Source organism: Pseudomonas sp. TWR3-1-1 (assembly GCF_049896545.1).
Classification (GTDB): Bacteria; Pseudomonadota; Gammaproteobacteria; order Pseudomonadales; family Pseudomonadaceae; genus Aquipseudomonas; species Aquipseudomonas weihenstephanensis.
In genome coordinates, this window is sequence record NZ_JAFCUO010000001.1 from 190077 (window position 1) to 217027 (window position 26951).

General features: G+C 56.8%; 23 protein-coding genes. 12 read left to right on the forward strand and 11 right to left on the reverse strand.

Features of this window, described 5'->3' with window-relative positions; all coding sequences use genetic code 11:
* Positions 1-94 precede the first annotated feature (94 nt).
* The gene (locus tag ACP7A4_RS00955) at positions 95-1321 is read right to left on the reverse strand and encodes an MFS transporter (protein WP_426245169.1); all 1227 of its coding nucleotides are present in this window, start codon (positions 1319-1321) and stop codon (positions 95-97) included.
* Between the two features lie 405 nt (positions 1322-1726).
* Between ACP7A4_RS00955 and ACP7A4_RS00960 the strand changes: the two genes are divergently transcribed.
* Genes ACP7A4_RS00960 through ACP7A4_RS00970 form a run of 3 tightly spaced genes read left to right on the forward strand, consistent with a single transcriptional unit; the run spans position 1727 to position 4401 of the window.
* Complete coding sequence (locus ACP7A4_RS00960) at positions 1727-3166, forward strand: cytochrome ubiquinol oxidase subunit I (protein ID WP_059763931.1); 1440 nt, start codon at positions 1727-1729, stop codon at positions 3164-3166.
* A gap of 3 nt (positions 3167-3169) precedes the next feature.
* On the forward strand, positions 3170-4177 hold the full coding sequence (gene cydB, locus ACP7A4_RS00965; protein WP_048362427.1) for a cytochrome d ubiquinol oxidase subunit II: 1008 nt from the start codon (positions 3170-3172) through the stop codon (positions 4175-4177).
* Positions 4178-4233: 56 nt separating this feature from the next.
* Complete coding sequence (locus tag ACP7A4_RS00970; RefSeq protein ID WP_048362428.1) at positions 4234-4401, forward strand: DUF2474 domain-containing protein; 168 nt, start codon at positions 4234-4236, stop codon at positions 4399-4401.
* 182 nt (positions 4402-4583) lie between these two features.
* On the opposite strand, the gene ACP7A4_RS00975 is transcribed toward ACP7A4_RS00970, so the two are convergent.
* The 3 genes from ACP7A4_RS00975 to ACP7A4_RS00985 form a co-directional block, all read right to left on the reverse strand.
* Positions 4584-5708 (reverse strand): methyltransferase, encoded by a 1125-nt coding sequence (locus tag ACP7A4_RS00975; RefSeq protein WP_059763933.1) that lies wholly within the window; start codon positions 5706-5708, stop codon positions 4584-4586.
* Between the two features lie 161 nt (positions 5709-5869).
* Positions 5870-6229, reverse strand: coding sequence for a helix-turn-helix domain-containing protein (locus ACP7A4_RS00980; RefSeq protein ID WP_426245172.1), 360 nt, complete (start codon positions 6227-6229; stop codon positions 5870-5872).
* The gene (locus ACP7A4_RS00985) at positions 6168-6584 is read right to left on the reverse strand and encodes an autoinducer binding domain-containing protein (RefSeq protein ID WP_426245174.1); all 417 of its coding nucleotides are present in this window, start codon (positions 6582-6584) and stop codon (positions 6168-6170) included. Before ACP7A4_RS00985 ends, ACP7A4_RS00980 begins: the two co-directional genes overlap by 62 nt.
* A 419-nt stretch (positions 6585-7003) precedes the next feature.
* Between ACP7A4_RS00985 and ACP7A4_RS00990 the strand changes: the two genes are divergently transcribed.
* Entirely contained in the window at positions 7004-7780 is a 777-nt protein-coding gene (locus tag ACP7A4_RS00990) for a ferredoxin--NADP reductase (protein ID WP_426245176.1), read from the forward strand.
* Between the two features lie 62 nt (positions 7781-7842).
* Here ACP7A4_RS00990 and mscL read toward each other — a convergent pair whose 3' ends face one another.
* A complete protein-coding gene (gene mscL, locus ACP7A4_RS00995; RefSeq protein ID WP_059763938.1) occupies positions 7843-8259 on the reverse strand; it encodes a large-conductance mechanosensitive channel protein MscL in 417 nt (138 codons plus the stop codon).
* Between the two features lie 310 nt (positions 8260-8569).
* Here mscL and katB point away from each other — a divergent pair, with 310 nt between their 5' ends.
* The 3 genes from katB (at position 8570) to radA (ending at position 12122) form a co-directional block, all read left to right on the forward strand.
* Positions 8570-10087, forward strand: coding sequence for a catalase KatB (gene katB / locus ACP7A4_RS01000; protein ID WP_371260634.1), 1518 nt, complete (start codon positions 8570-8572; stop codon positions 10085-10087).
* Positions 10088-10175: 88 nt separating this feature from the next.
* Complete coding sequence (locus tag ACP7A4_RS01005) at positions 10176-10706, forward strand: ankyrin repeat domain-containing protein (protein ID WP_059763943.1); 531 nt, start codon at positions 10176-10178, stop codon at positions 10704-10706.
* A gap of 45 nt (positions 10707-10751) precedes the next feature.
* A complete protein-coding gene (gene radA, locus ACP7A4_RS01010) occupies positions 10752-12122 on the forward strand; it encodes a DNA repair protein RadA (RefSeq protein ID WP_048362434.1) in 1371 nt (456 codons plus the stop codon).
* A 1-nt stretch (position 12123) separates the two neighbouring features.
* Here the strand turns inward: radA and ACP7A4_RS01015 are convergent, their stop codons facing one another.
* Positions 12124-12495, reverse strand: coding sequence for a PilZ domain-containing protein (locus tag ACP7A4_RS01015; protein WP_203302232.1), 372 nt, complete (start codon positions 12493-12495; stop codon positions 12124-12126).
* Between the two features lie 168 nt (positions 12496-12663).
* On the opposite strand from ACP7A4_RS01015, the gene ACP7A4_RS01020 reads away from it, so the two are divergent.
* The 3 genes from ACP7A4_RS01020 (at position 12664) to yjiA (ending at position 16048) form a co-directional block, all read left to right on the forward strand.
* Complete coding sequence (locus ACP7A4_RS01020) at positions 12664-14730, forward strand: carbon starvation CstA family protein (RefSeq protein WP_048362436.1); 2067 nt, start codon at positions 12664-12666, stop codon at positions 14728-14730.
* A 15-nt stretch (positions 14731-14745) separates the two neighbouring features.
* Positions 14746-14943 (forward strand): YbdD/YjiX family protein, encoded by a 198-nt coding sequence (locus ACP7A4_RS01025; RefSeq protein ID WP_007937254.1) that lies wholly within the window; start codon positions 14746-14748, stop codon positions 14941-14943.
* Positions 14944-15082: 139 nt separating this feature from the next.
* A complete protein-coding gene (gene yjiA, locus ACP7A4_RS01030) occupies positions 15083-16048 on the forward strand; it encodes a GTPase (protein WP_426245180.1) in 966 nt (321 codons plus the stop codon).
* A 139-nt stretch (positions 16049-16187) separates the two neighbouring features.
* Here yjiA and glyA read toward each other — a convergent pair whose 3' ends face one another.
* Positions 16188-17441, reverse strand: a complete 1254-nt coding sequence (glyA, locus tag ACP7A4_RS01035; protein WP_059763949.1) for a serine hydroxymethyltransferase — start codon at positions 17439-17441, stop codon at positions 16188-16190.
* Positions 17442-17572: 131 nt separating this feature from the next.
* Positions 17573-21433, reverse strand: a complete 3861-nt coding sequence (locus ACP7A4_RS01040) for a bifunctional diguanylate cyclase/phosphodiesterase (protein ID WP_426245183.1) — start codon at positions 21431-21433, stop codon at positions 17573-17575.
* A gap of 293 nt (positions 21434-21726) precedes the next feature.
* Here ACP7A4_RS01040 and ettA point away from each other — a divergent pair, with 293 nt between their 5' ends.
* Together ettA and gdhA are read left to right on the forward strand one after the other, a co-directional pair.
* On the forward strand, positions 21727-23394 hold the full coding sequence (gene ettA, locus ACP7A4_RS01045; RefSeq protein ID WP_048362440.1) for an energy-dependent translational throttle protein EttA: 1668 nt from the start codon (positions 21727-21729) through the stop codon (positions 23392-23394).
* Between the two features lie 275 nt (positions 23395-23669).
* On the forward strand, positions 23670-25007 hold the full coding sequence (gene gdhA, locus ACP7A4_RS01050; RefSeq protein WP_203302235.1) for an NADP-specific glutamate dehydrogenase: 1338 nt from the start codon (positions 23670-23672) through the stop codon (positions 25005-25007).
* Here the strand turns inward: gdhA and ACP7A4_RS01055 are convergent.
* The 3 genes from ACP7A4_RS01055 to ACP7A4_RS01065 form a co-directional block, all read right to left on the reverse strand.
* Positions 25004-25498, reverse strand: a complete 495-nt coding sequence (locus ACP7A4_RS01055; protein ID WP_426245186.1) for a GreA/GreB family elongation factor — start codon at positions 25496-25498, stop codon at positions 25004-25006. The two genes, gdhA and ACP7A4_RS01055, sit on opposite strands and share 4 nt — an antisense overlap.
* Positions 25499-25555: 57 nt before the next feature.
* The gene (locus tag ACP7A4_RS01060; protein ID WP_059763956.1) at positions 25556-25915 is read right to left on the reverse strand and encodes a hypothetical protein; all 360 of its coding nucleotides are present in this window, start codon (positions 25913-25915) and stop codon (positions 25556-25558) included.
* 90 nt (positions 25916-26005) lie between these two features.
* Positions 26006-26770, reverse strand: coding sequence for a hypothetical protein (locus ACP7A4_RS01065; RefSeq protein ID WP_426245188.1), 765 nt, complete (start codon positions 26768-26770; stop codon positions 26006-26008).
* Positions 26771-26951 lie beyond the last annotated feature (181 nt).

A 26951-nucleotide genomic window follows, 5' to 3' on the forward strand; every position in this document is an offset into this window, starting at 1 on the left:
AGGCTGCGAAGCACCGCTTTTTTCCAACACGGCGCGATCTCTTAAAGTCCCCTCAATCCGTCATTAACCCATTGGCAGCCCGCGCATAAGGGGATTACGGATTTTTGTCTTCGACCATCCGGTCGCGATTAGCCAGCCCGGGGAACAGTTTTATCCACAGCCCGGTCACCACCAATGTGCCGATGCCGCCCAGCACCACGGCCGGCACGGTGCCCAACCAGTGGGCGGTGGCCCCTGACTCAAACTCACCGAGCTGATTCGAGGCGCCGATAAACAGGCCATTGACTGCGCTCACGCGGCCACGCATTTCATCCGGGGTTTCGAGCTGCACAAACGAGGCGCGGATCACCATGCTGATCATGTCCGCTGCACCCAGCACTACCAGCACCGCCATTGAAAACCAGAATGAGGTCGACAACCCGAACGCGATGGTTGCGACCCCAAATACACCGACAGCCGTGAACATGATGCGCCCGACCTTGCGCTCCACGGGGAACCGCGCAAGCCACAACGACATTAACAGCGCACCCACGGCAGGGGCTGAGCGCAACATGCCCAGGCCCCAAGGCCCAGTGAGCAGAATGTCTTTGGCAAATACCGGCAACAGCGCCGTTGCCCCGCCCAGTAGCACGGCAAACAAGTCCAGAGAGATGGCGCCGAGCACATCAGGGCGACTGCGGATGAAACGAATCCCACCCAGTAGTGAGTCCAGCGTGGCTTTGCCTTTATTAAGCGCGGCCTGACGGGCTGGCAGGTTGCTCATCAGCAATGGGGCAATCAGGTACAGCGCCACCGAAGGGCCATATACCCACACACTGCCAAAGGCGTACAGCAACCCGCCAAACGCCGGGGCAATAATGGTTGCCGATTGTTGTGCTGCCTGCGCGGCAGCGACCGCCCGTGGAAACAGGCTCACCGGTACGATGGAAGGCAAGAGTGCTTGTGTGCTCGGCATCTCGAATGAACGTGCACTGCCCAGCAAAAACGCCAGGATGAAGATCATTTCCCGCGTGACATGGCCCGTAGCGCTGCTGATGGCCAGCGTCAGCGCAATCATGCCTTGCAGGGTTTGGCATAACGCCGCCACCTTGCGCCGGTCATAGCGATCCGCCACATGCCCGGTGTGCAGCATAAACATGACGCGCGGTGCGAACTCGATCAGCCCGACCCAGCCAAGGTCCATCACATTGCCGGTGAGTTGATAGAGGTTCCAGCCGATGGCCACAGTCAGCATCTGAAATGCACTGGCGGTGAAAATACGCGCAAACCAAAAGGCGATGAACGGTCGGTGATGGCGAAGCAACAAGGGCGGGGAGGTCATCTAAAAGCCGTGAGTGCTGGCAAGGAAGATCGCGAGATTATCATTAATCTGTAACAAGGAATGACGCGGAGAAGGTGTCTGAAAGCTGACAGACGGTACGGCGCAAAGGGCGGGTTATCGATTACCTATCGTTCCTGCAAAGGTCTATTCCGGGGCCTGGGACAACCTGTCACGCGACAACAAACCACATTAGCCGCCTGCCCGGAATGGACTACTCTTTCAGCAATGCTTGATCCAGATCAAAACGTCTCGTGTTTTATCTGGAATGGCCAGCCGGCCAGATCCCCTTTGCGCTGTGGTTAAAAGAGCGAACGCTGATTCGCTGTGGCCAGAGCCTGCGGGACAGTTGGATACAGGCGCCGTGCCCGTGTCCTGAACGACCTGATACCTGATAGAGGAAGGCTTATGTTCGGTTTGGAGGCTTTAGATCTCGCCCGAATTCAGTTCGCGTTTACCGTTTCGTTTCACATCATTTTTCCCGCCATTACCATCGGTCTCGCCAGTTATCTCATGGTGCTCGAAGGGATGTGGCTGAAAACCCGTGACGACACGTACCGCGATCTGTATCACTTTTGGTCGAAAATTTTCGCTGTCAATTTTGGTATGGGCGTGGTTTCCGGTCTGGTCATGGCTTATCAGTTCGGTACCAACTGGTCACAATTTTCCGACTTCGCAGGGGCGGTGACCGGGCCACTGCTGACGTATGAAGTGCTCACGGCCTTCTTCCTTGAAGCCGGTTTTCTGGGCGTCATGCTCTTTGGCTGGAACCGCGTGGGCCGAGGGATGCACTTCTTCTCGACCGCGATGGTGGCCTTGGGCACATTGGTCTCCACGTTCTGGATTCTGGCGTCCAACAGCTGGATGCAGACCCCGCAAGGTTTTGAAATCATCGATGGCCGTGTGATCCCGGTGGATTGGCTGGCGGTGATCTTCAACCCTTCGTTCCCGTACCGTTTGGCGCACATGGCGACCGCTGCGTTTGTTGCGACCGCGTTCTTTGTCGGTGCATCCGGTGCCTGGCACTTGCTGCGAGGTCGTAACACGCCCGCCATTCGTCGTATGTTTTCCATGGCGATGTGGATGGCCCTGGTGGTTGCGCCGGTTCAGGCGTTTATCGGTGATGCTCACGGTCTGAATACTCTTGAGTATCAGCCGGTGAAAATCGCGGCTATTGAAGGCCACTGGGAAAACAAGCCCGGCGAGCCTACGCCGCTGATCCTGTTTGGCATCCCGAACATGAAAACCGAAACCACCGATTACAAGGTTGAAATTCCTTACCTCGGCAGCTTGATCCTGACCCACAGCCTGGACAAACAAATCCCGGCGATGAAGGACTACCCGGCCGCCGACCGTCCCAACTCGACCATCGTGTTCTTTACCTTCCGCATCATGGTTGCGCTGGGCATGATCATGATCTTCATCGGACTGTGGAGTGTGTGGCTGCGCAAGCGTGGCACGTTGTACGAGAACCGTTGGTTCTTGCGCCTGGTGTTGTGGATGGGGCCGTCGGGGCTGATCGCGATTCTGGCGGGCTGGTTCACCACTGAGGTGGGTCGCCAACCGTGGGTGGTGTACGGCTTGATGCGCACCGCAGATGCCTCGTCTAACCACAGCGTGACGCAGATGAGCATCACCTTGATCATGTTTGTGGTGGTGTACTTCTCACTGTTTGGTGTGGGGCTGGGTTACATGATGCGCCTGGTGCGCAAAGGCCCGATCACCCATGAAGGTGATGCACACCCCTCCGGTGGTCCAGGCCAGCAACGCACGCCTGCCCGTCCTTTGTCTGCTGCCCACGAGGGTACAGAAGAAGGCCACAGCGACAGCCTGAATAAGGGGAATTGAGTCATGGGTATTGATCTGCCACTTATCTGGGCAATCATCATCATCTTCGGGATCATGATGTACGTGGTGATGGATGGTTTCGATCTCGGGATCGGCATCCTCTTTCCGTTCATCAAGGGCGAGCAAGATCGCGACGTGATGATGAATACCGTTGCCCCCGTTTGGGACGGTAACGAAACCTGGCTGGTATTGGGGGGCGCGGCGTTGTTTGGCGCCTTCCCACTGGCCTATTCGGTAGTGTTGTCAGCGTTGTATCTGCCATTGATGTTGATGCTGATTGGCTTGATTTTCCGCGGCGTGGCTTTTGAGTTTCGCTTCAAGGCCCGTGCCGAGAAGCGTCATATCTGGGACAAGGCGTTCATCGGCGGCTCGGTGGCGGCGACCTTTTTCCAAGGGGTGGCGCTGGGTGCCTTCATTGACGGCATCCCGGTGGTCAACCGCCAGTATGCCGGCGGTGGACTGGACTGGCTGTCGCCCTTCACTGTGTTTTGCGGGATTGCGCTGATCGTGGCGTACGCTTTGCTGGGCTGCACGTGGCTGATCATGAAAACCGAGGGCCACCTGCAAGCGCGCATGCACAAACTGGGTCGCCCGCTGGCACTGGCTGTGCTGGTATTGATGGGCGTTGTCAGCCTGTGGACACCGTTGGCGCATTCAGACATCGCCGCGCGCTGGTTTACCTTGCCTAACCTGTTCTGGTTCTTGCCGGTGCCGATTCTGGTGTTGGTGACGATGTATGGCCTGCTTAAAGCGATTGCCCGCAATGCCCATTACACGCCGTTTCTGTTGACCCTGGTGTTGATCTTCTTGGGTTACAGCGGTTTGGGCATCAGCTTGTGGCCGAACATCATCCCACCCTCGATTTCAATCTGGGACGCGGCCGCGCCGCCGCAAAGCCAGGGTTTCATGCTGGTGGGGACCTTGTTCATCATCCCGTTCATTCTGGGTTACACCTTCTGGAGCTACTACGTGTTCCGCGGCAAGGTGACCCACGAAGACGGCTACCACTAGACGTGCCTGCTGCGGCCTGAGGGCCGCAGCCATTTCCTTCAGAGGAGTGCCTGAACATGGCTGGAAAAGATTATCTAAACGACGTGCAAGAGTGCGAGAAAAAGCCGCTGTGGCAACGCATTGGCTGGTTGCTGGTGATCTGGACCGCCAGCGTGGCGAGCCTGGCGGTGTTTGCCATGCTGGTCCGTTTGTTCATGTCGGCGGCGGGTATGAAAACCCACTGATCAGGCAGCCACCGACTTCCCATCCCGTTGCCTTGCAGCACGGATTTATAACCCGCTTCGGCGGGTTTTTTTTACCTCGGCTGCCGGCAACGCCGTAGTCGCTGCGCGGGGCAAAGGCTGCGATGGGTCACAACCTTACTTCGCAGCCTTCGTGCGTGGGTTGCCACTAAAGGCATCAGCGTTTATTTGCGCGCTTTCAGAATCACGAACTTGGGCGTGGCGGCCACTTGTTCTACGCCGCGAAACAGCTTGGCCAGCTTGCTGTGGTAGCCCAAATGGCGGTTGCCGACGATATACAGCGCGCCTCCAACCACCAACGCCTCGCGGGCTTGGTGGAACATGCGCCACGCCAGAAAGTCGCCCACCACTTGCTGCTGATGAAACGGCGGGTTGCACAGCACCACGTCCAGAGACTGGGGTTCCTGGCCTGCCAAACCGTCATCAGCCCGCACGATCACGTCGCGATCGCCCAATGCCGCCTGCCAGTTTTCACGGGCCGATTGCACTGCCATAAACGACTCATCGACCAGTGTGTAATGAGCATCCGGGTTGTTCAGTGCGCTGGCGATGGCCAATACGCCATTGCCACAGCCCAAATCGGCCACCCGCGCTGCACCCAGGTTTTTTGGCAGATGCGGGAGGAAGGCGCGAGTGCCGATGTCCAGGCCTTCCCGGCAGAACACGTTGGCATGGTTGAGCAGTTCAATGGCTGGCTCATCCAGGTGATAACGCGTCGGATAAGGCGATATGAAAAGGGGCTTGGCTTGCACCTGCGCGCTCAGCAAGCGCGCTTTTTTTACCGCCAGAGATGCCTGAACCGGACCGATGTAACGCTCCAGAAGATCCCCCGCAGCACGTGGCAAGTGTTTGACCATGGCACCAGCGATCACCGGGGTGCCGGGCACCAATTGACCTTGTAAACGAATCAGTTGCTCTTCAAGCAGTGCGAGTGTCTTGGGGACTTTAATCAACACGCAGTCGAAAGGCCCCACCAGAGGTTCGCTGGCGGGCGTGACCTTGACCGCATCAAATGCGAGGTGATTACGCGTCAGATTTTTTTCCAGGGCTTGAATGGCGAGGCATGAGTCGCTGCTGCTGGTAACGTCCATCGTGCTAACCAGGCTGATAGCCAGTGCACCAAAACTGTCATTGAGCACCAGAACGCGGCTGCCAGAAGGCAGCCCCTGTTCGGCAAGGTGGTTAAGCAAATATTCATCCGCCGCATCAAAAGCCTGTAAAGGCTCATTCTGTTGTTCTGGCTGGCGGATCAACTGGAGTTGGGCGAAAGGGGTTTCGAGCACAGGCATTTGGACAAACTCTGAGGAATCGCAGCGGCGTGTGTGCCGTGGGGCAGGTAGCAACGCTGGAGTCCGTGGGTTTTACAGGTGTGCGCGATTTTACTTTTTTTCGCAGGAGATTACCTGATGCGTTTATCAGGTGAATGCTGGGGAGCGGCAATACGGCCCGTTTATAACAGGCCGGACTTGGTCGCGATGACGACGGCGGAGGTCTTATTGTTCGCCCCCATTTTTCGGATGGCACTGCTGATATGGAAACTCACCGTACGGGTGGTCAGGCTAAGAATCATGCCAATGTCGAAAGCCGTTTTTCCTTCAGCGGTCCATTTCAGTACTTCTGACTCTCGCGCTGAAAGTCGGTGGGGTTGGGCCTGTTCCACGTGGCGTGGCAAGTACCGGGTTGTCATGCAGGTGTGTAATTGGTTGCACAACCACAACACACCGGCTGCCTTGTCTTCAAACTCATCTTCAGTGAGTGGGGTGCAAGACCTGGCCAGGCTCAAAATACTGACCACCCCCCTTTGTGTCATGTACCGACTGCGACCACCCGTAATTCAAACCGTGCGCTTGATTGCCTGCCCAAATTTCGGGTGTGTCACGAAACAGCTCTTCATCCCAAATAATGGGTGAGATAGAGAGTTGGCAGTGAATAACAATAGGGTTTTTCTGCACGTAATGGTTTTTCTCATACAATTCCATAAATCCATTCGGATAGTTTGTAATTATTTTGCTATGCGTTGAGATGTTCCCAAAACGCGGGATTAACCTGAACAAAAAGAAGTTAAAGCCATAGGCTTCTATCTTTTTGAGTGTGTACTCTGCGAGCTGAGCCTCGGATTTTTGAGTAATGCATTGATTTTCATAGAAGATACTGTGAGTTTTCATGAGGAGATCCCTTGCCCCTAATAATGTGATCCAATTTGCATGACGATCTTCATAGTAGTTTAGTTTTGTAGGACATTTCAAAATCATTCAATGTATTTTGAACTTGGTCATGTGCAAAAAAATTGGTGTAATTGCACTAGTATCGATATTCGATAACGGCCAAGTACATGATGGGTGTCATGAAAATAAGGTCAAGGGGGTGCATTTTTTTGACGCCAATGTTACGTGCTTGTAGGCCGGGGTAATAGGTGTAATACCACTTGAAGAGTGGGGTTATATAGGCTCTATCAATAGACTATTGAGCTATTGGAAGGCGCTATTGACTGCGCCGCGCTGTGAACACAATGCCATCACAAACCGTCGGTGTTCCTCACCGCTGCTTTGCGCGACACTAGGCGCACTAGCCAATGGAGTGCACCATGACTGCCAGTGCAGAAAAATTCACCCGTCAAACCCTCCTTGAAGTCACACCGTTGACCCCCAGCCTCTTCACCCTGCGCACTACGCGTGATCAGGGGTTCCGGTTTACGGCCGGTCAATTTGCCCGACTGGGCGTGACCAAGGCCGATGGCAGCACGGTCTGGCGCGCCTACTCAATGGTGTCTTCACCCTATGATGAGTTTCTAAAGTTTTTCTCGATTGTGGTGCCCGGAGGAGAATTTACCAGTGAACTCAGTCGTTTGCAGGTAGGTGATAGCGTGCTGGTTGAGCGTCAGGCCTTCGGTTATTTGACGCTTGACCGATTTGTGGATGGTCGTGATCTGTGGTTGCTATCGACGGGCACGGGTGTCGCGCCGTTTCTGTCGATTCTGCAAGACTTTGAGGTGTGGGAAAAATTTGAGCGCATTATTCTGGTGTACAGCGCCAGGGAACAAAAAGAGTTGGCGTATCAGGATTTGATCCATCAGTTAACGACGCGTGAGTATCTCGCCCAGCATGCGCACAAGTTTACCTATGTGCCGATTGTTACTCGGGAAGTAATACCGGGTGAACTGCATGGCCGAATAACCACGCTTATTGAGAGTGGTGAACTTGAGGCGAGGGTGGGCGCTCAGTTAACTGCAGAACATTCGCGGGTCATGTTGTGTGGTAACCCTCAGATGATTGACGATACGCGTAAGTTGCTGAAAGAACGGGATATGCAACTAAGTTTGACGCGTCGACCCGGGCAAGTCGCAGTTGAGAACTACTGGTAGTTGTTTGTTTATAAAAATAATGAATAAAAAACGGCGCCTGCAGGCGCCGTTTTTTTCATTGATCATTCAGGTCGATTGTTCTGAACTTTAAGCAGATCACGAATCTCGCCCAGCAACTCTTCTTCCTTTGAAGGAAGGGCGGGGGCACTCGGAGCAACGGCTTCTTCGCGTTTTAGACGGTTGATCGCCTTGACACCCATAAAGATAGCAAAGGCAACGATGATGAAATCAATCACGCTCTGGATGAATTTACCGTAAGCCAGCACCACGGCCGGCGCATCGCCTACGGCAGCTTTAAGGGTAATGGCCAGGTCACTGAAATCCACGCCGCCGATCAGCAATCCCAGGGGGGGCATGATGACATCGCCGACGAAGGACGACACGATCTTGCCAAACGCCGCGCCGATGATGATACCCACGGCCATATCGACCACGTTTCCTTTGACCGCGAAGGCCTTGAACTCACTTATCACGCCCATAGGTTATTCCTTGTTACAGATGAGATTGGTAAACGCAGTGTAAATCAGCATTGGGGATATTGCCCGACCGGTTGACTGCCTGTATGCGCAAGTCATCGACCTGCTCAAGCGTCATAAGTTTTCACCCGCTTGCCAAGGGGGCGCTAAATACTCGATTAAATTGCCCTATGCCAGCTTTTTTTCTTAATGGCTGACTTAAGACCTTTCTATTTAGAATTCGCGGCGCGGACCTCTAGCCTTCGCTCAGTGCACGTTGATGCGCACCCAATAATTAGAGGATCTACACATGGCCACCCCCCTTGGCTTCGGAATGCTTTCACAGCGTCGCCTGCTGTGTATTTTGAGCGCAAGCTTGCTGTCGGCGTCTGTTCACGCCGCCACATTGACGCGCGACAACGGCGCGGCTGTTGGTGATAACCAAAACTCTCAAACGGCTGGAGCCAACGGTCCAGTGCTGCTGCAAGACGTGCAATTGTTGCAAAAATTGCAACGTTTTGACCGCGAGCGTATTCCTGAGCGCGTTGTACATGCTCGCGGTACGGGCGCTCACGGCACGTTCACCGTGACCCATGGTTTGAGCGATCTGACCAAAGCCAAGGTATTTGCAGCGGGTGAAGTCACGCCGGTATTTGTGCGTTTCTCGGCCGTGGTACATGGCAACCATTCGCCTGAAACCCTGCGTGACCCGCGTGGTTTTGCTACCAAGTTCTATACCGCAGAGGGTAACTGGGACCTGGTAGGTAACAACTTCCCCACTTTCTTTATTCGTGACGCGATCAAGTTCCCGGACATGGTTCACGCCTTCAAGCCCGATCCGCGCACCAATCTGGACGATGACTCACGCCGCTTCGACTTTTTCTCCCACGTTCCAGAAGCGACCCGCACGCTGACCGAGCTGTACTCCAACGCGGGGACGCCCGCCAGCTACCGTGAAATGGACGGCAACGGTGTGCACGCCTACAAATTGGTTAACGCCAAGGGCGACGTGCGCTACGTCAAGTTTCACTGGAAAAGCCTGCAAGGCCTGAAGAACCTTGATCCGAAACAAGTGACTGAGGTTCAAGGCAAAGACTACAGCCACATGAGCAACGATCTGGTCACTCACATCAAAAACGGCGACTTCCCCAAGTGGGACTTGTACGTGCAGGTGCTCAAGCCTGAAGACCTGAAGACTTTTGATTTTGACCCGTTGGACGCGACCAAAATCTGGCCGAATGTGCCTGAGCGTAAAGTCGGCCAGATGGTGCTTAACCGCAACCCGGCGAATGTATTCCAGGAGACCGAGCAGGTCGCGATGGCTCCGGCCAACCTGGTACCGGGTATCGAACCGTCGGAAGACCGTTTGCTGCAAGGGCGTGTCTTCTCGTACGCCGACACCCAGATGTACCGTTTGGGCGCTAACGCAATGCAGCTGCCGATCAACGCGCCACGGGTTTCGGTGAACAATGGCAATCAGGACGGCGCGATGAACCTGGGTCACACCAGCAGTGGTGTGAACTATCAGCCTAGCCGTCTGGAGCCGCGCGCAGAACCACAGTCCGCGCGTTACAGCGAAATGACGCTGTCGGGTACGACCCAGCAAGCGAAGATCACGCGTGAGCAAAACTTCAAACAGGCCGGTGATTTGTACCGCTCATTCAACAAGAAAGAGCGTAACGATCTGATTGAAAGCTTCGGCGGGTCGCTGGCCACAACAGATGATGAAAGCAAGCACATCATCTTGTCGTTCCTCTACAAAGCTGATCCTGAGTACGGCACAGGTGTGACAAAAGTGGCCAAAGGTGACTTGGCACGGGTCAAGGCTCTGGCAGCCAAACTGGTGGATTAACCGCTAGACCTCACCCCACCCTTCTCTCCCTGTGAGAGGGTGGGGTGAGGGGCTTTTGATTCAAACGCGTCATTGCAGGTTACTCACTATGCGAATTTTTATTTCCCTGGCCTTGCTGCTTGTCAGCGGCATTTGCGCCGCCGCAGAACCCGATGTGCGCGTTCAGCTTCAGGACTATTACTTTGATGCCGCACGCCGCGGTGATGTGGCGATGCTCGACACCTTCATCGAGTCTGGTTATTCGCTCGACACGCAAGACAGCAAAGGCTACAGCGCGTTGATTCTGGCCGCGTATCACGGCCAGTCCGAAGCCGTGGAGCACTTGCTCGCCGCGGGCGCCAATGCGTGTGTGCAAGACAAACGCGGTAACACAGCCCTGATGGGCGCGATTTTCAAAGGCGAACTCAAGATCGCTCGCAGGCTTTTGGCCACCGACTGCAATCCTGACCAGCGCAACGGCGCAGGCCAGACCGCCGCGATGTACGCGGGCCTGTTCAAACGGGTTGAACTGCTCAACGACTTATCGGGTAAAGGGGCCGATCTGAACGCCGAAGACCCCTTGGGCAACAGTGCCGCTCGGCTGGCCAACGGTGAAATCCGCATGCCGGTGTCGCACTGATCCGGGCCGGGTGGGCTATCATCGCGGTTTTTCCGTGGAGTTCAGATGGCTAAGCCCAAGCGCATTTTCGGCTGCACCGAGTGTGGTGCAACCTTTCCCAAGTGGTCAGGGCAGTGCGCCGAGTGCGGTGTGTGGAACACCTTGGTCGAAACCATCGTTGAAAGTGGCGCAGCGGCTCCGCCCAGCGGTCGCAGCGGCTGGACGGGTCAACAAGCTCAGCTCAAAACCCTGGCCGAAGTCAGCATCGAAGAAATCCCGCGTTTCTCTACGGCTTCCGGTGAGTTGGACCGGGTGCTTGGCGGCGGTCTGGTAGATGGCTCCGTGGTGTTGATCGGTGGCGACCCCGGCATCGGCAAGTCCACCATCCTGCTGCAAACCTTGTGTCACATGGCGACGCGCATGCCCGCGCTGTATGTGACCGGCGAAGAGTCCCAGCAGCAAGTGGCCATGCGCGCACGTCGGCTGGGCTTGCCGCAGGATCAACTGAAGGTGATGACCGAGACCTGTATCGAAAACATCATCGCCACTGCCAAGCTCGAAAAACCCAAGGTGATGGTGATCGACTCGATCCAGACCATCTTCACTGAGCAGTTGCAGTCGGCGCCAGGCGGAGTGTCGCAGGTGCGCGAGAGTGCTGCGTTGTTGGTGCGCTATGCAAAATCCAGCGGCACGGCGATCTTCCTCGTTGGCCACGTGACCAAAGAGGGCGCGTTGGCAGGCCCGCGTGTGCTGGAACACATGGTCGACACCGTGTTGTATTTCGAGGGTGAGTCCGACGGGCGTCTGCGGTTACTGCGTGCAGTAAAAAACCGTTTCGGTGCGGTCAACGAACTGGGTGTATTCGGCATGACCGACAAGGGCTTGAAAGAAGTCTCCAACCCTTCGGCGATTTTCCTGACGCGAGCACAAGAAGAAGTCCCCGGTAGCGTGGTCATGGCGACATGGGAGGGCACGCGGCCGATGCTGGTCGAAGTGCAAGCGCTGGTGGATGACAGCCATATGTCCAACCCGCGCCGTGTAACGCTGGGGCTGGATCAAAACCGACTGGCGATGCTGCTCGCGGTGTTGCACCGTCATGGCGGCATTCCAACCCACGATCAGGACGTATTTCTCAACGTGGTGGGTGGGGTCAAAGTGCTGGAGACCGCATCCGACCTCGCATTGATGGCGGCCGTGATGTCCAGCCTGCGTAATCGTCCGCTGCCCCACGATCTGCTGGTGTTTGGCGAAGTTGGTTTATCAGGTGAAGTACGACCAGTGCCCAGTGGTCAGGAGCGGCTGAAAGAGGCCGCCAAACATGGTTTCAAACGCGCCATCGTGCCCAAGGGCAATGCCCCTAAAGAATCGCCACCGGGATTGCAGATTATCGGCGTGACCCGTCTGGAGCAGGCGCTGGATGCTTTATTCGAGGAATAAGTTACTGCGTGCTGATCAGCGCCCCTAACTCTCGCTCCAGTAATTGCTCATCGCCCATATTCAATTCGACCAGCCGCCGCAGGTGGCTGATCGAGTCCAGGCCGATGTGTGTGCACTCAAAACCCAAGTGTTGCGCATCCTCATGGGCTAAACGTACCTCCATGATGACGTGGGTCTCATCGCTGAGATGGATATTGGCGGTAAATGTCTGCCCTGGAGCGAGGCACCCACTCTGCGGTTTTTCGACCAGCAACCCTTTAAGTGACACATCCAGCAGTTTGACCGACCAATGACGTGGCCCCTGACTGATTTTTGTTTGGGCATCGAAGGGGATACGGGTAAAACGCCGACGTTCTGCGGGGTGCTGGTGCATGTTCAAACCCTCTGGTTATGCCTGAACTATAGACGCACAACGGCAAACGCCAGTCGTGCAAAAAAACTTGAAAGAAGGCTCTAGGCCAACGTCAGGGGCTGGTCTTTAGTGCTGGGGACGCTAAACTCCGGGGGCAGTCCTTCTTGTCCAACTGGCCGGAATATAAAAATGAATAATAAAAATAGCCTGCTACGCCACATTCCGTGGTTAGTGCTGGCGATTGTAGGAGCCTGCGCCTTGGGCGTAGTGGCCTTGCGCCGAGGCGAGGCGATCAACGCCTTGTGGATCGTAGTGGCAGCCGTTGCCATCTATCTGGTCGCTTATCGTTATTACAGTTTGTTTATCGCCACCAAGGTGATGCAGCTGGACCCATTGCGCGCCACGCCCGCAGTGGTCAACAACGATGGTCTGGACTATGTGCCGACCAACAAACACATTCTTTTCGGTCACCACTTTGCTGCCATTGCCGGTGCCGGACCTTTGGTCGGCCCGGTACTGGCTGCGCAGATGGGTTACCTGCCGGGCACGCTTTGGCTGATTGCCGGTGTGGTGCTGGCCGGTGCGGTGCAGGACTTCATGGTCCTGTTCATGTCAACCCGCCGCAACGGTCGCTCCCTGGGCGACATGGTGCGCGAGGAGATGGGCAAAATACCGGGCACCATCGCGCTGTTTGGCTGCTTCCTGATCATGATCATCATCCTCGCGGTGCTGGCGCTGATCGTGGTCAAAGCCTTGGCCGAGAGCCCGTGGGGCATGTTTACGGTGATGGCCACCATCCCGATTGCGATGTTCATGGGCATTTACATGCGCTACATCCGCCCGGGACGCATCGGTGAAATCTCCGTGATGGGTGTGCTGTTGTTGCTGGGTTCCATTTGGCTGGGGGGCCAGATTGCGGCAAGCCCTGAGTGGGCGCCGGTGTTCACCTTCACCGGTACGCAAATCACCTGGATGCTGATCGGTTACGGCTTTGTCGCGGCGGTCTTGCCAGTGTGGCTGGTACTGGCACCGCGTGATTACCTGTCGACGTTCCTTAAAATCGGCACCATCGTCGCGCTGGCCATCGGGATTCTGGTCACCATGCCCGAGCTGAAAATGCCGGCGGTCACTCAGTTCATCGACGGTAACGGTCCGGTCTGGAAGGGCGGCCTGTTCCCATTCTTGTTCATCACCATTGCGTGCGGCGCGGTATCGGGTTTCCACGCACTGATTGCCTCGGGTACTACCCCCAAACTGCTGGATAACGAAAGCAACGCCCGTTACATCGGCTACGGCGGCATGTTGATGGAGTCGTTCGTCGCCATCATGGCAATGGTTGCCGCTTCGGTGATCGAGCCTGGTGTGTACTTTGCCATGAACAGCCCGGCAGCGATTGTGGGCGGCGATGTGGTGAGCGTGGCGCAAACCGTAAGCAGTTGGGGCTTTGCAATTACCCCTGACGCCCTGACAGCGCTGGCCCATGACATCGGGGAAACCACCGTTCTGGCCCGTGCTGGCGGCGCGCCTACGCTGGCGGTCGGTATCGCACAGATCCTGCACAACGTGTTGCCGGGCGAAAACACTATGGCGTTCTGGTATCACTTTGCCATTTTGTTTGAAGCCTTGTTCATTTTGACCGCGGTAGATGCCGGTACCCGTGCTGGCCGCTTCATGCTGCAAGACTTGCTTGGCAGCTTCGTACCCGCGCTCAAACGCACCGAGTCGTGGGGTGCCAACTTGCTGGCCACTGGCCTGTGTGTGGCGATGTGGGGCTACCTGCTGTACCAGGGCGTGATCGACCCGCTGGGCGGGATCAACACCTTGTGGCCGCTGTTCGGTATCTCTAACCAGATGCTGGCGGGTATCGCGCTGATGCTGGCCACCGTCGTACTGATCAAAATGAAACGTCAGCGTTACATTTGGGTGACCATGCTTCCAGCCGTGTGGTTGCTGATTTGCACCACCACTGCGGGCTTCATCAAGTTGTTCGATGCCAACCCGGCTGTCGGTTTCCTGGCCCTGGCCAACAAATACAGCACGGCGCTGGACGCGGGCCAAGTGATTGCACCGGCCAAAAACATCGATCAGATGCAGCACGTAATTATCAACGCCTACACCAATGCCGGTTTGACCGTGCTGTTCCTGTTCGTGGTGTTCAGCATCCTGTTCTTTGCGATCAAAGTGGGCATCGCGGCTTGGGGTTCTAAAGAACGTACGGATAAAGAGTCGCCGTACCACTCCGTTCCTGACGCCTGATAGAGGGTTGCACGCATGTTCAATGACCTGAGTCGCCTCGGTAAATACCTCGGTCAGGCCGCGCGCCTGATGGTCGGCATGCCCGACTACGACAACTACGTCGAGCATATGCAAACCAAGCACCCGGACAAACCGGTAATGAGCTACGAGGCGTTCTTTCGTGAACGCCAAGAGGCCCGTTATGGCGGCAAGGGCGGCCCCAAGTGCTGCTGACCCGCTAACGCCTGTGTAGGCGCGAGCGCGCTTGCGAAGGCTTTATGTCAGTCAACGATGTTGTTGAGTGGCCTGATGCTTTCGCCAGTGCGTTCGCGCCTGCATTTTTTTGCGGCCTCAATTTTTCAGGAGACTGTTCATGTCCTCTCCCATCCCCGTCACCATCCTCAGCGGCTTTTTAGGGGCCGGCAAAACCACTTTGCTGCGTTACTTGCTCAAGGCCGAGCACGGGCTGAAAATCGCCGTGATCGAAAACGAATTCAGCGACGCCGGGATCGACACCCAACTGTTGGGTGAGGAGCCGGTGCAAGTGATGACCCTGGCCAACGGTTGCGTGTGCTGCACCATCCACACCGACCTGACCAAAGCGCTGTACTTGCTGCTTGAGCGGCTGGACAGTGGCGAAATTGCCTTCGATCGACTGGTGATCGAATGCACCGGGCTGGCCGATCCGGCACCTGTGGCGCAAACCTTTTTTATCGACGAAGAGCTGCGTGAGCGTTATCTGCTGGACGGCATCATTACCTTGGTCGATGCCGCTCACGCCGATGTCCACCTGGCACAAACCATCGCCCAGGCACAGATCGGCTTTGCTGACCGGCTGCTGGTGAGCAAGCGCGACCTGGTGGACGATGCCACCTTCGATGCGCTGTGCGAGCGCCTGACCCGCATTAACCGCCGTGCGCCGGTCCGTGTGGTCGAGCATGGCCAAATCGACCTGGCCGAGCTGCTCGATATGCGTGGCTTTAACCTCAATGCCGACCTGGGTGGCGGCCTGAGCCTGCGTCCGGTACAGCCAGCGGCCACGGTTGATCGCATCTCAAGCCTGGTACTGCGCACAGACAAACCGCTGGATATCGACAGCCTGAGCACGTTCATGAACCAACTGCTCGAAGACCACGGCAAGCAATTGCTGCGTTACAAAGGCGTGTTAAACATTGCGGGTGAAGACCGGCGCTTAGTGTTTCAGGGCGTACTGAAACTGTATGGTTTTGACTGGGACACCGAATGGCGCGCTGACGAAGCGCGTGAAAGCGTGATGGTGTTTATTGCCGATGACTTACCCGAGGCCAAGATCCGCGAGGGATTTGCCCACCTCACCTGACCTCTTCCTGTAGGCGCTGCCAAAGGCTGCGGTCGTCTAAAAGATCAAACGCGTGCAGTGTTCGCCAGCGCCTGCGCAAGGATTCACAGCCACAAAAAAGCCCGGCTCAAGAGCCGGGCTTTTGTTCAACTATTGACACTCAGTTGCCGTAAACCGGCAGCTTCTTGCAAACGGCTTTTACTTTCTCGCGTACTGCATCAATCACGGCTTCGTTAGTGATGTCGTCCAGGATGTCGCAAATCCAGGTCGCCAGCTCACGGCATTCTTCAACTTTGAAACCGCGCGTGGTAACGGCGGGTGTACCGAAACGCAGACCCGAGGTCACGAACGGGGAACGCGGGTCGTTAGGTACGGAGTTTTTGTTCACGGTGATGAAGGCTTTGCCCAAAGCGGCGTCAGCATCTTTACCCGAGATGTCTTGCTTGATCAGCGACAGCAGGAACAAGTGGTTTTCAGTACCGCCCGATACCACGTCAAAACCGCGCTCGATGAACACCGAAGCCATCGCTTGGGCGTTTTTCACCACTTGCTGCTGGTAAACCTTGAACTCAGGTTGCAGCGCTTCTTTAAAGCAAACGGCCTTGCCTGCGATCACGTGTTCCAGTGGGCCGCCTTGCGAACCCGGGAAAACAGCCGAGTTCAGCTTTTTCTCGATGTCGGCGTTGGCTTTGGCCAGGATCAGGCCGCCACGTGGGCCACGCAGGGTTTTGTGCGTGGTGGTGGTTACCACGTCAGCAAACGGAACCGGGTTCGGGTAAACGCCCGCAGCCACCAGACCGGCTACGTGAGCCATGTCGACGAACAGGTACGCGCCAACTTTGTCTGCGATTTCGCGAAAACGTGGGAAGTCGAGGATCTGCGAGTAGGCAGAGAAACCGGCCACGATCATTTTTGGCTTGTGTTCAACCGCCAGGCGTTCAACTTCGTCGTAGTCGATCAGGCCGTTGGCGTCGATGCCGTACTGCACAGCGTTGTACAGCTTGCCCGAGGACGAAACGCTGGCGCCGTGGGTCAAGTGACCGCCGTGGGCCAGGCTCATGCCCAGAATGGTGTCGCCGGCCGACAGCAGGGCCAGGTAAACCGCGCTGTTGGCTTGCGAGCCTGCGTGCGGCTGAACGTTGGCGTAATCGGCGCCGAACAGTTCTTTTGCACGGTCGATTGCCAGTTGCTCAACCACGTCGACGTATTCGCAACCGCCGTAGTAACGCTTGCCCGGGTAACCTTCGGCGTATTTGTTGGTGAGTACCGAGCCTTGAGCTTCCATCACCGCTGGGCTGGTGTAGTTTTCCGAAGCGATCAGCTCAATGTGTTCTTCCTGGCGCTGAGCTTCTTGCTCCATGGCGGCAAAAAGGTCGGCGTCGAACTTGGCAAGTGTCAAATCACGGCTGAACATGGCGGTCCTCAAGGATCGGGGGCAGAAAAGAAGCGCATTCTAACTCAATGGGTTTTATCTGGCATATGAAAGGCAATCATGTGGCAGACAAGTGGCTTTCAGGTGATGTCTTTTTGATAGCCTTTAGGCGCTTATTCAAAGACCGGCAGGGATTCGGGGCTGAACCGTGCTTCAAATTGTCGCGCAGGCATCGGGCGGCCGAACAGGTAGCCCTGCACTTCATCGCAGCCGTGCTCGCGCAGAAAGTCCAGTTGCTCGTGGGTCTCGACGCCTTCGGCGATCACGGCCAGATTCAGGCTATGCGCCATCGCAATAATTGCACGGGCAATTTGCGCATCTTGTTCGCCTTCCGGCAGACCGTCGACAAAGGTGCGGTCAATTTTCAGCACGTCGATGGGGAATTGCTTGAGGTAGTTGAGCGATGAGTACCCCGTGCCAAAGTCATCCACGGCAATGCTCAGACCGAGGTTCTTCAAACTGGCGAGAATTTGCAGGGCTTCGCTGACTTCACGCATCAGGATGCTTTCGGTCAGTTCCAGCTCAAGGCACGCGGGTGGCAAGCCGGTTTCTTTGAGGATAGTGGCGATACGCGTGCCCAATTGGCCATCAGAGAACTGACGCGCCGAGATGTTGACCGAGACTTTGGGGACCCGCACTTTGGCCTGATGCCAGTGTTTGAGCTGGCGGCACGACTCGGCCAGCACCCAGTCGCCCACGTCCACCACCAAACCGAGTTCTTCGAGCACCGGGATAAAGTCCCCCGGCGGCACTAACCCGCGGCGCGGGTGGTTCCAGCGCAACAGGGCTTCGGCCCCTGTCAGGCGTTTGCCGTCGCCACTGAATTGCGGCTGGTAATAGAGGATGAATTCTTGTTGTTCCAATGCGTGGCGCAGGTCGCTTTCGAGTTCGAGACGCTCCAGGGCGCTGGCGTTCATGTCCGCCTGATAGAACTGGAAGTTGTTTTTGCCGCGCTCCTTGGCGTGATACATCGCCGTGTCGGCGTTTTTCATCAACTGGCTGAGTTCATTGCCGTCTTGGGGGCTCAAGGCGATGCCGATACTGGCGGTCACGAAAAACTCGCGGCTTTCGAGCACAAACGGTTGCACCAGGCTGGCGAGGATCTGTTCAGCCACGCTGATTGCGCGGTTGAGCGCCATGTCACGGGTGGCTCGCGGTTGCAGCAGCAGGGTGAATTCGTCACCGCCCATGCGCGCCACGGTGTCGTCATTGTCCACACAGGCCAGCAGGCGGATGGCCATGTCTTTGAGCATGCGGTCGCCTGCGGCGTGGCCCAATGAGTCATTTATCGGTTTGAAGCGGTCGAGGTCGAGGAACATCAGCACCACCCACGACTTGTTGCGCTCGGCCTGTTGCAACGCGGTGTGCAGGCGGTCCTGGAACAGGGTGCGGTTGGGCAGGTGGGTCAGGGCGTCGTAATAGGCCAGGCGGTGAATCCGCTGCTCACTGGCCTTGCGCTCGCTGATGTCGCTGAAGAAGCACACGTAACTGGCGAGGTCGCCTTCATCGTCAAACACCGCCGTGATGCCGACCCATGCCGGGTAATGCTCGCCATTGAGACGCTTGAGCCACACTTCACCTTCCCAGGTGTTGTGCTGGTGCAATTGCTTGAGCACGTATTGCAGGTGCGCTTGCTGCTGTTCATCGACGGTGAGCATGCTCGGCAATTGATCGAGCACCTGTGACACCGCGTAGCCACTGACCCGGCTGAACGCTTCGTTGGCCTGCACGATGTAGCCCGCAGGGTCAGTGATGAGGATGGCTGAGGTGGAATGCTCAAACACCGTAGCGGCCATGCGCAGGTCTTTTTCAGCACGCCGTTGCTGACTGATATCACGGCCCACACCGAGGATGCCTTCAAAGGCGTCGTTTTCATCCCACACCAACACCAGACGCAGCTCGATAGGGATTTTGCGCCCGTCGGCGCGCAGGCAATCGAACAGAAACAGTTGGGTGTCCAGTTGGGTGCGCAGGGCCGACAGTTGCTCGGGTTTGTCGAGGGCGTTGCTGACCCGCTCCATCAGGCTGTAAACGCCAGCCAACTGCTGCGGGTTGGCAATGGTCGATTGCCAGCCGTTCTTGAACACCCATTCGGCATCAAAGCCCAATACGCTTTGTACCGAGGGGCTGACGTAGTTCAGTTGCAAGGTATTGTTGGTGGAGAAAATCACGTCGCTGATGCTTTCTGCCAGCATCCGATAGCGCTGCTCACTGTCGCGCAGTGACTCGCTGGCTTCGATCTGATCGGTGATGTCTTTGGCCACCCCGACAATGCGCGTGACTTGATCATAGGCATCGCGAGCCAGGGCTTGCTCGCGAATATCAAAGCGGCGCCACACGCCATTGCTGTGACGGAAGCGCAGTTGGCATTGCAGTAATTGCACATAGCCGCCATGGCGCTGTTGCTGACGCGACCGGTGATACTGCTCGGCGTCTTCAGGGTGAAGCAGCAGTTCCCAGAAGTAAGCGCCCATTTGTTGCAGTTCGGTGGCGTTGTACCCCAGGGTGTGCCCCAGGTGGTGGTTGCTGAAAATCATCCGCTGGCTGATCACATCCTGCACATACAGGTGGTCAGGCACGGTGCGCACCACATCGGACCAGAAGCTTTCGCGCTCTTGCAGCGACAACTCAATCAGCTTGCGGCTGGTGATGTCACTGATGCTCAAAATGACGGCGTGATATTCGCTGCGGTCATCGGGCAGGCGCAGCACCAACCATAAGTGCTGATCCTGGCCATCGGCATCCACCAGGGTGATTTCCAGCTCAAGCTGCTGCTGGTGGTTGAGGACGGCTTCGATCACTTGATAGCTGATAGCCGAGGTGTTGGTCGGGCAGCCGCTGATCAGCTTCATCCACGCGCCAGCGCCTGAATCCACGTCCAGCAAGTGCAACGCCACCTGATTGACTTCAGTGATGCGTAACTGCTCGCACAGCTGGCGACGCTGTTCGGGGTTGTGATGCATCCATTGCTTGAGCGCGTTGCTGTCATAAAGCTGTTCGCGCTCCAAAAACGCTGGCAGGCCGGACAGGTCCATCACACACAGCGCCACGCCGGTGCCTTCAAAAATGTCGTAATAGCGGCGACGGCCTTCATGCACCTGGCGTTGGCGACGGCGCATGTTGACCAGTGCGACCACTGGCAACAGGGCAAACAGCAGCCCCAGCAGGCATTTGCCGATCAGTCCGGGCAGCAGTTGGGCCACGACTTCATCGGCATCGAACAGGCCGCGCAATTGCCAGTCACTGTGGCTCAACGGGGCGAGCAGCACGGTGTTGGCCTCGTCTTGCGGGCTGAGGGGAGCCGCCGAGGCCATCGCAGCTGCGCTGTGGCTCAGCACGGTGTGGGTCTGGGTGTTTTCGATCCGCCATTGTGGGCGGTCGGCAAGGGTGTTTTGACGCGTCAGGTTGTGCAGCAGGTCCGGGCTCATGCGCAGCAGCCAGTAACCCTGCGGGTCGTTGCCCAGTTTGTTCAGCAACAGGTACGCCGTGCCGGCATCGCTGCTATTGCTGAAGTAGTAACCGTCAGTGCGTTTGCGTGCGCGGCTGTGTTTGATCCAGTCACGCAGGTAGGCCGCGTCCGGGCTGATACCGCCGCTGTCGATCAACACTTCGCCATTTGGGTTGAGCAAGGCCACGCTTTGCAGCGAAGGCAGTGACTGGCGCATTTGATGGACCAGCGCTTGCAACTGTTGCCGGTGAGCGAGGGGGGCATGAACGGGCAACAGATTGAGCGCCACTTCGGCGCGCAGGGCCATGCTCAGGCTGATGTGATCGGCCAGATCGGCACTGTAATTGACGCTGTATTGGCGTTTATGCGCGAGGGTTTCGCGAAACTGTTCAATCAACAACCAGAACAGCATCGCCAACAACAGCAAGACCAGCGTCGCCAATGCGCCTTTTAACGTGCCGCGCACAGGTGTGCCAAGCCATTGGCCTGGAGCGCTCGCGGAGTTGGGCGGTGTGACATTGGGCAAGCTGTGATCCTGCGATTTGGCTGCTAAGGTGCGAGGCGCACTATAAGCGGGACGCCCAAAGGGCGGCTAGCATGCCTTGGACTGTGGCAAAGTGCCAGCCCTCTGCTCTGCGCTGGTTTGCCCTGCACTGCGCATTCAGGTAGCTTTGCCGGTTACGCGGGGGCATAAGAGCTCCTACACTCAGGCTTTTTACATGAGCAGGCATTGACCCAGATCAATCCCTGACCGTCTGCTATGGCCTGAGCCGTGCATTGCTCGCGCCTTATTCATCAGTCACTGACGCTAGGTTCACCATGGCTCAATACGTTTTCACCATGCATCGGCTGAGCAAAGTTGTTCCGCCGAAGCGGGAAATCCTGAAAAACATCTCCCTGTCGTTTTTCCCGGGCGCCAAGATCGGCGTACTCGGTTTGAACGGTTCGGGTAAATCCACCCTGTTGAAAATCATGGCTGGCGTCGACCCCGAGTTCGACGGCGAAGCCCGTCCAATGCCGGACTTGAACATCGGCTACCTGCCGCAAGAGCCGCAACTGGACCCGACCAAAACCGTTCGCGAAGTGGTTGAAGAAGCCGTCAGCGTGATCAAGGACGCTCAGGCGCGTCTGGATCAGGTTTACGCCGAATACGCCGAGCCGGATGCCGACTTCGACAAACTGGCGGCCGAACAGGCCAAGCTCGAAGCCATCTTGCAAGCGGGCGACGGCCACAACCTTGAGCGCCAGCTTGAAGTCGCGGCCGATGCACTGCGTCTGCCGGCCTGGGATGCCAAAATCGAACACCTGTCGGGTGGTGAAAAGCGCCGTGTGGCCCTGTGCCGCCTGCTGCTCTCAGCCCCGGACATGCTGCTGCTCGACGAACCTACCAACCACTTGGACGCCGACTCGGTGGCCTGGCTGGAGCACTTCCTGCACGACTTCCCGGGTACCGTGGTTGCGATTACGCACGACCGTTACTTCCTGGACAACGTGGCGGGCTGGATTCTGGAACTCGACCGCGGCGCCGGTATCCCTTACGAGGGCAACTACTCGGGTTGGCTTGAAGCCAAGTCCGACCGTCTGGCGGCCGAATCCAAACAGCAGTCGGCCCATGAAAAGGCCATGAAAGACGAGCTGGAATGGGTGCGTAAAGGCGCCAAGGCGCGTCAGTCCAAATCCAAGGCCCGTCTGCAACGCTTCGAAGAACTGCAATCGCAGGAATTCCAGAAGCGCAGCGAGACCAACGAAATCTACATCCCGGCCGGTCCGCGCCTGGGTGACAAAGTGATCGAGTTCAAAAACGTCTCCAAAGGCTACGGCGATCGCGTACTGATCGACAACTTGTCGTTCGCCATGCCTAAAGGCGCCATCGTGGGCGTGATCGGCGGTAACGGTGCCGGTAAATCGACCCTGTTCCGCATGCTGATGGGCAAAGAGCAGCCGGATTCGGGCAGCATCGAAATCGGTGACACCGTGCAGTTGGCGTGTGTTGACCAGAGCCGTGACGACCTGGATGGCAGCAAAACGGTGTTCCAGGCCATTTCTGACGGTTCCGATGTGATCCGCATCGGCAACTACGAAATCCCGTCGCGTACCTACGTGGGGCGTTTCAACTTCAAGGGTGGCGATCAGCAGAAATTCGTCAAGGACCTGTCCGGTGGTGAGCGTGGTCGCTTGCATCTGGCCCTGACCTTGAAAGAGGGCGCCAACGTGCTGCTGCTCGACGAACCGTCCAACGACCTTGACGTCGAGACCCTGCGTTCGCTCGAAGAAGCGTTGCTGGACTTCCCTGGCGCCGCCATTGTGATCTCTCACGACCGGTGGTTCCTTGACCGCGTCGCGACGCACATTCTGGCGTACGAAGACGACTCGCAAGCGGTCTTCTTTGAAGGCAACTACACCGAGTACGAAGCTGACCGTAAAAAGCGCCTCGGCGAAGCGGCCACCCAGCCGCACCGTGTGCGTCACAAAAAACTGGCCCAATAAAAAGGGCAGTTTGCTGCAATACAACGGCGCCTTCGGGCGCCGTTTTTTTTGCAGGCTGCACGGCACCTCTCTGCCAAGGGGGCTTTTTATTGGGGCAAAAGTGGGTACAGGTTTCACTTTTTTGGTGCGCAAAGCGCCGCAAAATCAGCGTTATTTATATAAAAGCACCATTTAAATTCAAAACTGCGACATTTTGCGCTGTCGCGGTGCGACATGAATTGATAAAGTTCTGGCCAATCTCCGTTTAACGACAATAAATTTGCCGAGACTTATCCATGATCGAATCCGTCGACCACTTCCTTGCCCGCCTGAAAAAACGTGACCCGGACCAACCAGAATTCCACCAGGCTGTGGAAGAAGTCCTGCGCAGTCTGTGGCCCTTTCTAGAAGCTAATCCGCATTACCTGACCTCCGGAATTCTTGAACGCATTTGCGAACCTGAGCGTGCGATTGTGTTCCGCGTGTCGTGGGTCGATGACGAAGGCAAAGTGCGGGTTAACCGTGGTTTCCGTATTCAGATGAACAGCGCCATTGGCCCGTACAAAGGCGGCCTGCGCTTCCACCCTTCGGTGAACCTGGGTGTACTCAAGTTCCTGGCCTTTGAACAAACCTTCAAAAACTCCCTGACCTCACTGCCGATGGGCGGCGGCAAGGGCGGTTCGGACTTCAATCCCAAGGGCAAGAGCGATGCAGAAGTGATGCGCTTTTGTCAGGCCTTTATGAGCGAGCTGTACCGGCATATCGGTTCGGACGTGGATGTGCCAGCGGGGGATATCGGCGTTGGCGCACGCGAAATCGGTTTCCTGTTTGGCCAGTACAAACGCCTGAGCAACCAGTTCACCTCCGTACTGACCGGCAAAGGCATGAGCTACGGCGGCAGCTTGATTCGCCCGGAAGCTACAGGCTTTGGCTGCGTTTACTTTGCCCAGGAAATGCTCAAGCGCAGCGGCCAGCGCATCGACGGCAAACGTGTTGCGATCTCCGGTTCTGGCAACGTGGCGCAATACGCCGCGCGTAAGGTCATGGACCTGGGCGGCAAGGTCATTTCTCTGTCGGACTCCGAAGGCACGCTGTACTGCGAAGCCGGACTGGACGAAGCGCAGTGGGAAGCCTTGATGGAACTGAAAAACGTCAAGCGTGGGCGTATCAGCGAAATGGCGACACAGTTTGGTCTGGAGTTTTTGGCCGGTCAGCATCCTTGGCAGCTGGCGTGTGACATTGCCCTGCCGTGCGCGACGCAGAACGAGCTGGACGCAGACGCTGCACGTACGTTGCTGAGCAATGGCTGCGTGTGCGTGGCCGAAGGCGCCAACATGCCGACCACGCTGGACGCCGTGGACGTGTTTATCGAGGCTGGCATTCTGTTCGCACCGGGCAAGGCTTCCAACGCTGGTGGCGTGGCGGTGAGCGGGCTGGAAATGTCGCAAAACGCCATGCGCTTGCTGTGGACGGCAGGTGAGGTGGACAGCAAGTTGCACAACATCATGCAGTCGATCCACCACGCGTGTGTTCACTACGGCGAAGAAAACGGGCGTATCAACTACGTCAAAGGCGCCAACATCGCAGGCTTCGTCAAAATCGCCGATGCCATGCTGGCGCAGGGCGTGGTTTAAGCCGGTTTTATGGCGATGATTTCGACCTGCAAATCCCCGGCAGGTCGAAGCCACAGCACTTCATCGCCCACCCGTGCGCCCAACAGCGCACGGCCCAGCGGCGATCCCCAATTGATCAAGCCCTGAGCGGCATCGGCCTGGTCCTCACCGACCAACTGCACCCGTTGTTCATTGCCGTGTTCATCGGTAAATGTCACCCAACTGCCGATTCGCACCTTATCTGACGAGGTTGCCGGGGCGGCGACCTGCGCACTCAGCAAACGCTGATTGAAATAGCGCAAGTCTCGCTCAAGGTCGGCCAAGCGCTGTTTGTCGGCGTCATCGCCCTGTGCGCTCTCTTGACTGTGCTGCGCCTGAAGCTCGCTGACTTTGGCGTGCAACAAGGCATGACCTTCGGCGGTCACGTAATTGGGCTGGTTGCTGACGTGCCGCTCAATAGGGGTATTGGCGTGGTTGGCGGCGCTGTCTTCGTTTACAAATGCGCGGCTCATGGCGGGTGTCCTTTGTGGCTATAGGCTTGAGAGCCTGCGGGTAGGCCAGGGTTCAAATTATTGCGAGCGATAGGCGCGGGCGGCGTCTACATCCTTTTCGTGCTGCCAGTCGCGTTCGCGCTGATCCCAATGCCGCTCCTGGTACTCCTCGCGGTCCTGACTTTCGCGCATGGCCTGACACTGGCGAAAGCCATCGTCCCAGCCTTGGGCGTAGGTCGAATCTTTCAGGTAGCGCGCAACGTCTTTCTTGTACTCGCCAGTGATAACCCCTGCGGCTTGTCGGCCACTGCTACAGCCCTCAGCAAAACCGTCCGCAAAGGCGGGCGGATAACCCTTCGCCAACAGCTCATCGTGGGTGGTTTGACACCCGCTCAGCACTGCACTCAACAGCCCGATACACACCGCGCTGCGCCACATAATTCACCTCAATGCACCGATCAACGGCCGATGAGGTGGAGTGTAGGCCGGGATCTGTGATTGGGCTGTGAAGCGTGTGTCAACGTGATGTCAGCTAGCAGCGGGTGTTTGCAGCGCCTGCACGCACGCGAACAACTGGCCAGTGCTGGCATCGGGGTACAGCTCATGTAACGCCCTGGCCTGCGCGCTTTGCTTGAGTAATTCGGCGCTAGGCTTGGCCCATTGCTCGGGCGGCAAGGATTCGGACCAGTCGATCAGGGCTTGGGGCAACACTTTGGGTTTGTTGAGTTTGAGCTGGCGCACGTCGTATTCGGTGATACGGTGCGCTAGCGTCCACAGGGTCATGACGTGGTACAGGTACCAGCCCATGACATAAAACACGCCGACTTCGCGCTCCCTGAACTGACGCTTCATTTCGGCCTTGGCGTTGTAGAACGTATGCAGGCCTTCGTGGGGCGGATCGTCGGGGTTGTGCAAACCGTCTTGTGGGTCGATATCACTGAGTGTGTGAACTTCGTACTCCATGTAAGCGCGAATCGCTTCCCACTTGCTGGTGGCTATAGTCAGGCTGGCGCAGGGGCATTCCAGCGCAAGACGCTGCGCACTGGGCGCATGGTAAAACCCGAACCCCATCGAGAAATACCGCAGGGTACTGCCATGCTGCCTGTGGCGCGCTTCGCTAACCCAGGCGGTTAATGACTCCCAGGGGACGAAGATCGGTTCATCTATGTCTTCGACGATGAAACATACTTCGCGGCGTTGACGGTTGAAGCGTGGGGGGATGGTTTCTTCGAGGGCTAATAAAGCTTTGTTTCGAGCATATAAAGCGCACAAAAATGCCAGTGCTCCAATCACATAAACTTCACCTCCGGGCATGTAAAAAAAGAAAAAGCCCAACGCACGACTCAGTGACTCTCCCCCTATATAAATATTTATTACGATTGATAAAGGAAAAAGAATTAGGGTAATTGCAAACCATGTTAGCGGCATTCCAAAGGCATATTGCATGACAAAGGCACTTGGCCATCCACCACCA

Excerpts from the sequence above, each read along its gene's own strand:
- ACP7A4_RS00955 (WP_426245169.1), bottom strand. The coding sequence starts at position 1,321 with ATGACCTCCCCGCCCTTGTTGCTTCGCCATCACCGACCGTTCATCGCC.
- ACP7A4_RS00960 (WP_059763931.1), top strand. The coding sequence starts at position 1,727 with ATGTTCGGTTTGGAGGCTTTAGATCTCGCCCGAATTCAGTTCGCGTTT.
- cydB (WP_048362427.1), top strand. The coding sequence starts at position 3,170 with ATGGGTATTGATCTGCCACTTATCTGGGCAATCATCATCATCTTCGGG.
- ACP7A4_RS00970 (WP_048362428.1), top strand. The coding sequence starts at position 4,234 with ATGGCTGGAAAAGATTATCTAAACGACGTGCAAGAGTGCGAGAAAAAG.
- ACP7A4_RS00975 (WP_059763933.1), bottom strand. The coding sequence starts at position 5,708 with ATGCCTGTGCTCGAAACCCCTTTCGCCCAACTCCAGTTGATCCGCCAG.
- ACP7A4_RS00980 (WP_426245172.1), bottom strand. The coding sequence starts at position 6,229 with ATGACACAAAGGGGGGTGGTCAGTATTTTGAGCCTGGCCAGGTCTTGC.
- ACP7A4_RS00985 (WP_426245174.1), bottom strand. The coding sequence starts at position 6,584 with ATGAAAACTCACAGTATCTTCTATGAAAATCAATGCATTACTCAAAAA.
- ACP7A4_RS00990 (WP_426245176.1), top strand. The coding sequence starts at position 7,004 with ATGACTGCCAGTGCAGAAAAATTCACCCGTCAAACCCTCCTTGAAGTC.
- mscL (WP_059763938.1), bottom strand. The coding sequence starts at position 8,259 with ATGGGCGTGATAAGTGAGTTCAAGGCCTTCGCGGTCAAAGGAAACGTG.
- katB (WP_371260634.1), top strand. The coding sequence starts at position 8,570 with ATGCTTTCACAGCGTCGCCTGCTGTGTATTTTGAGCGCAAGCTTGCTG.
- ACP7A4_RS01005 (WP_059763943.1), top strand. The coding sequence starts at position 10,176 with ATGCGAATTTTTATTTCCCTGGCCTTGCTGCTTGTCAGCGGCATTTGC.
- radA (WP_048362434.1), top strand. The coding sequence starts at position 10,752 with ATGGCTAAGCCCAAGCGCATTTTCGGCTGCACCGAGTGTGGTGCAACC.
- ACP7A4_RS01015 (WP_203302232.1), bottom strand. The coding sequence starts at position 12,495 with ATGCACCAGCACCCCGCAGAACGTCGGCGTTTTACCCGTATCCCCTTC.
- ACP7A4_RS01020 (WP_048362436.1), top strand. The coding sequence starts at position 12,664 with ATGAATAATAAAAATAGCCTGCTACGCCACATTCCGTGGTTAGTGCTG.
- ACP7A4_RS01025 (WP_007937254.1), top strand. The coding sequence starts at position 14,746 with ATGTTCAATGACCTGAGTCGCCTCGGTAAATACCTCGGTCAGGCCGCG.
- yjiA (WP_426245180.1), top strand. The coding sequence starts at position 15,083 with ATGTCCTCTCCCATCCCCGTCACCATCCTCAGCGGCTTTTTAGGGGCC.
- glyA (WP_059763949.1), bottom strand. The coding sequence starts at position 17,441 with ATGTTCAGCCGTGATTTGACACTTGCCAAGTTCGACGCCGACCTTTTT.
- ettA (WP_048362440.1), top strand. The coding sequence starts at position 21,727 with ATGGCTCAATACGTTTTCACCATGCATCGGCTGAGCAAAGTTGTTCCG.
- gdhA (WP_203302235.1), top strand. The coding sequence starts at position 23,670 with ATGATCGAATCCGTCGACCACTTCCTTGCCCGCCTGAAAAAACGTGAC.
- ACP7A4_RS01055 (WP_426245186.1), bottom strand. The coding sequence starts at position 25,498 with ATGAGCCGCGCATTTGTAAACGAAGACAGCGCCGCCAACCACGCCAAT.
- ACP7A4_RS01060 (WP_059763956.1), bottom strand. The coding sequence starts at position 25,915 with ATGTGGCGCAGCGCGGTGTGTATCGGGCTGTTGAGTGCAGTGCTGAGC.